Here is a 4627-nt window from a genome sequence, read left to right as displayed (position 1 = left end):
CGAGTTCGCCACCGACGGTCTGGTGTTCGAGGTCAGTGGCAAGAGCTGGCCTTTCTATGAAAAGGCGCTGATCCTGCTGAACAAGCCGGCCGGCTACGAGTGTTCGCAAAAGCCCAAGCACCACCCTAGCGTGATGAGCCTGCTGCCGGCGCCGCTGCGCGAACGTGATGTGCAGCCCGTCGGTCGCCTCGATGAAGACACCACCGGCCTGCTCCTGCTGACCGACGATGGCGCCCTGATCCACAAGCTGACCAGCCCCAAGCACCACGTGCCCAAGATCTACGAAGCGCGCTGCAAACACCCGGTGACGCCCGAGCAGGTGGCTCAGTTGCTGGCCGGCGTGGAGTTGCGCGAACCGCCCGCCGAGGCCCGCCCCGGCCGGCCCGCGCCCAAGCCGCGCCCGCCGGAACTCGCCATGGCCGAAGCCGCCGAAGCGTTTGGCGACGGCCACGGCCTGCGCCTGACGCTGACTGAAGGCAAGTACCACCAGGTCAAGCGCATGATTGCAGCAGTCGGCAACCGCTGCGAAGCGCTGCACCGGCCGCAGTTCGGCGCGCTGCGGCTGCCGGCCGAGCTGGCACCAGGCGCCTGGACCTGGGTAGCCAGCCCCAGCCTGATCAGCAGCTGAAAGACCTGCGGTTCGCGGGTCTTTCTGAAATCGACGCACAACGCTCAGGGTTCATCCTAGGCCGTCGACACGTCTGGGGTGACGGACACTTGCGCCGCACGGGCCGAGGGGGCTCGTGATGCTTCTCTGCGAGAGCCGCGGCCATGACCGGGGCCGCACGCTTGGGCATGAACACATTGAGCCACGCCTGGTCCGACCGACCGGCCGTGCAAAACCCAGACACCGATGCATCGCCAGCGGACATCGCCGCCCTGGTGGCGTCAGAGCGTCTGGGCGCCTTGTATTCGGCCACGACGTCCACGGTGCTGCTCGGCCTGCTGTTCTGCCTGCTGCCCTTCGTATTTCTCTGGGGCAAGGCCCCGTCGGTGCTGCTGCTCGCCTGGCTGGGCAGCCGCATCCTGATTGGCGGACTGCGCTGCATCGACGCCCTGCACTACCGCAGCCGGCGTCCGGGACCGGCGGATACCGCGTCATGGTCCAGGCGCTTCACGGCGCTGCTGGCCCTGGACGGTTTGAGCTGGGGCGCGATGGGCCTGCTGCAGGCACCGACCGTGCCCGGTCTGGACGGCGCTCTGCTGGCGAGCCTGGTGGGCGTCTGTGCAATCGGCCTGCTGAAACTCAGCGACTGGCGAACCTACCTTATGTTTGCAGTGCTGAGCCTCGGCCCGCTGCTGCTGCAAATGCTGTGGCAGGGCACGCCGGCCGGCACCTTCAGCGCTGCCGGCCTTGCGATCTTCATCGGCGTGTCAGTGATGGAGTCACGCCGCATGGAGGCCCGCAGCATGGAGCTGATGCGGCTGCGTTTCAGCCACGCGCACAACGCCGAAATGCGCCAGCGAGCCCTGCTGGAAGCGCGGCGCCTCAACGACAGCAAGACCCGCCTGGTGGCGATGATGAGCCACGAGATCCGCACGCCGCTCAACGGCATGCTGGGCATGGCTCAGTTGCTGGAGCGTTCCACGCTGACGGCGCAACAGCGCGCGCAGATCGGCCTGGTGCAGCGCTCGGGCCGCCACCTGTTGGATCTGGTCAACGACATGCTGGATCTGGCCCGCATCGAATCGGGCAAGCTGCAGATCGCCCCGGCACCACTACCGCTTCGCGACACGCTGGACGAGGTCTGCCGCCTGCTGTCAGGCCAGGCTGTCGAGAAGGGCCTGCGCCTTGAGCTGCAAGCCAGCGAGGACTTGCCTCAGCATTGCCTGCTGGATGCCGCGCGACTTCGCCAGGTACTGCACAACCTGATTGGCAACGCCATCAAGTACACCGAAGCCGGCGGCATCTGCGTCGAAGCCTGCATGCATGCGGGGCGGTTGCGCTTCAGCGTTCGGGACAGTGGCGAAGGCATTGCGGCCGACGCGCTGGAACGCATCTTCGCGCCTTTCGAGCAAGTCGGCCGCGAGGGCTATCGCAAGCGTGAAGGCACTGGTCTGGGCCTGGCCATATCCCGTGAGCTGGTGCGTGCCATGGGTGGCGAGCTGAGCTGCATTTCGACGCCAGATCACGGTTCCTGCTTCAGCTTCGAGCTGCCGTTTTTGCCCTGTGCTGCAAGAGCGTCGGGGCCCGACGGCAGCCTGGCCGCGCCGGAGTTGCCAAGGCTGCACGGCCGCGTGCTGCTGGTCGAGGACGACCCGGTGAACCTGCTGGTCGCGTCCAGCATGCTGGAACGCTGCGGCCTGCAGGTGGAACAGGCCGAGGACGGCAACCAGGCCTTGGCAAGGCTGGAGCAGCTGCAAGCGGACGAGCATTTCGACATCGTGCTGATGGATTGCCAGATGCCCGGCCTGGACGGCTTCGAGGCCACACGCCGCTGGCGCAACCTGGAACAGCGACGGCAGCGTGCCCCGATGCCCATCGTGGCGCTGACCGCCAACGCCGGCAGCGCGGACCGCCAGCGCTGCCTGGACTGCGGCATGAACGACTATCTGTCCAAGCCCTTCGAGATCGAGCAGCTGCTGGCCGTGGTGCAAGCGCGGCTGCACCAGCCCGTACTCGCAACACCCACCTGAAGCCGCTGGCCGGCCGGCGCCGCCCTGGCAGGGATAATCGCCGCCCATGCAGGTATTTCGCGGCTTTCATCATCCTGGCATCGCCAGCGCCTGTGCGCTGACGATAGGCAACTTCGACGGCGTGCATCGCGGCCACCAGGCCATGCTGGCCCTGCTGCAATCGGAAGCCCAGCACCGCGGGCTGCCGTCCTGCGTGCTGAGCTTCGAGCCGCATCCGCGCGATTACTTCGCCGCCAAGTCCGGCAAGCCCGAGCTGGCACCCGCGCGCATTGCCACGCTGCGCGACAAGCTCAGCGAGCTGGAGCGCTGCGGCATCGACCAGGTCATCGTGCTGCGCTTCGACGAGCGTCTTGCGTCGCTGCCGGCTCAGGACTTCATCGATCAGGTGCTGCGCCAGGGCCTGGGCGTGCGCTATGTGCTGGTCGGCGATGACTTCCGCTTCGGCGCCAAGCGCCAGGGCGACTACGCGACGCTGGACGCTGCCGGCGCACGCCACGGCTTCGATGTGGCCCGCATGATGAGCTACGAAGTGCATGGCCTGCGCGTCAGCAGCTCGGCGGTGCGCGAGGCGCTGGCTGCAGGCGACATGAAGAACGCGGCGCGGCTGCTGGGCCGGCCCTATTCGATCTCCGGCCATGTGGTGCATGGTGCCAAGCTGGGTCGCAGCCTGGGCGAGACCGGCGCCGGCAAGGCCGACGGCTTCCGCACGCTGAATCTTCGCTTCCCGCACGACAAACCGGCGGCCATGGGCATCTTCGCGGTGCGCGTGCATGGGCTGGCTGGCACGGCGCTGGACGGTGTGGCCTCGCTGGGCCGTCGCCCCACGGTGGACGACAGCGGCCGCGTGCTGCTCGAGGTGCACTGCCTCGACTGGCCTGCCGCGCTGGAGCGCGAAGGGGCCTACGGTAAACTCATGCGCGTGGAACTGCTGCACAAACTTCGCGACGAAGCCCGCTACGACGGGCTGGACGCATTGACGGCCGCGATCCGTCAGGACGTGGTGCAGGCGCGCGAGTTCCTGGCCGCCCATCCGGCGCCGTATGTGAAGGTCAGTCGCCAGACCACCCGCGACCGAATTTGAAGCGCTGAGCTCCGCTCTCGGCCCGGCGCGCTCGGTGCGCGCCGCTCCTCTATTGCAGGCTGACGCCTGTCTGCCTGAAACGCTGCCCGCCATGACTGACGCCACCAAGCCCAACGAAGCCGCCGCTGACTACCGCGCCACGCTGAACCTGCCCGACACCCCCTTCCCGATGCGCGGCGACCTGCCCAAGCGCGAGCCGGGCTGGGTCAAGGAATGGGAAGACCAGGGTGTCTACAAGAAGTTGCGCGATGCGCGAATCGGCCGCCCGAAGTTCGTGCTGCATGACGGCCCGCCCTATGCCAATGGCCAGATCCACATCGGTCACGCTGCGAACAAGATCCTCAAGGACATGATCGTCAAGGCGCGCCAGCTGGAAGGTCTTGACGCCGCCTACATCCCGGGCTGGGACTGCCACGGCCTGCCGATCGAGAACCAGATCGAGAAGACCTTCGGCCGCGGCCTGCCGCGCGACGAGGTGCAGGCCAAGAGCCGCGCCTATGCCGCCGAGCAGATCGACGCGCAGCGCCTGGACTTCAAGCGCCTGGGCGTCCTGGGCGAATGGGACCGGCCCTACCGCACCATGGACTTCATCAACGAGGCCGGCGAGATCCGCGTCTTGAAGCGCCTGTTTGAGCGCGGCCATGTCTACCGCGGCCTGAAGCCGGTGTACTGGTGCTTCGATTGCGGCTCCTCGCTGGCCGAGTTCGAGATCGAGTACGCCGACAAGCAGAGCCCGGCCGTCGATGTGGCCTTCCTGGCCGCCGAGCCCGCCAAGCTGGCCGCCGCCTTCGGTCTGGCCTCGCTGGCCAAGGACGCCTTCGCGGTGATCTGGACCACCACGCCCTGGACCATCCCCGCCAACCAGGCGCTGAATCTCAACCCTGAGCTGAGCTACGCGCTGGTGGACAC

Annotated in this window: 4 protein-coding genes; all 4 read left to right on the top strand. The window is 67.5% G+C overall.

The window, feature by feature from the left end; translation table 11 throughout:
• On the top strand, positions 1-628 hold a 628-nt coding region (locus ACIQ67_RS19765; protein ID WP_397536084.1), incomplete at its 5' end, for a 16S rRNA pseudouridine(516) synthase.
• Positions 629-795: 167 nt separating this feature from the next.
• A complete protein-coding gene (locus ACIQ67_RS19760; RefSeq protein ID WP_397536083.1) occupies positions 796-2637 on the top strand; it encodes an ATP-binding protein in 1842 nt (613 codons plus the stop codon).
• 46 nt (positions 2638-2683) lie between these two features.
• Positions 2684-3718 carry a bifunctional riboflavin kinase/FAD synthetase gene (locus ACIQ67_RS19755; RefSeq protein WP_397536082.1) on the top strand — a complete coding sequence of 345 codons (1035 nt, stop codon included), beginning with the start codon at positions 2684-2686 and terminating at the stop codon, positions 3716-3718.
• Between the two features lie 91 nt (positions 3719-3809).
• A partial coding sequence (locus ACIQ67_RS19750) for a class I tRNA ligase family protein (protein ID WP_397536081.1) occupies positions 3810-4627 on the top strand: 818 nt, incomplete at its 3' end.

It is taken from the genome of Roseateles sp., assembly GCF_044373315.1.
Taxonomy (GTDB): domain Bacteria; phylum Pseudomonadota; class Gammaproteobacteria; order Burkholderiales; family Burkholderiaceae_C; genus JACDQM01.
Note: the sequence above shows the minus strand (reverse complement) of the source record. Positions and strands in the feature narration are given on the sequence as shown.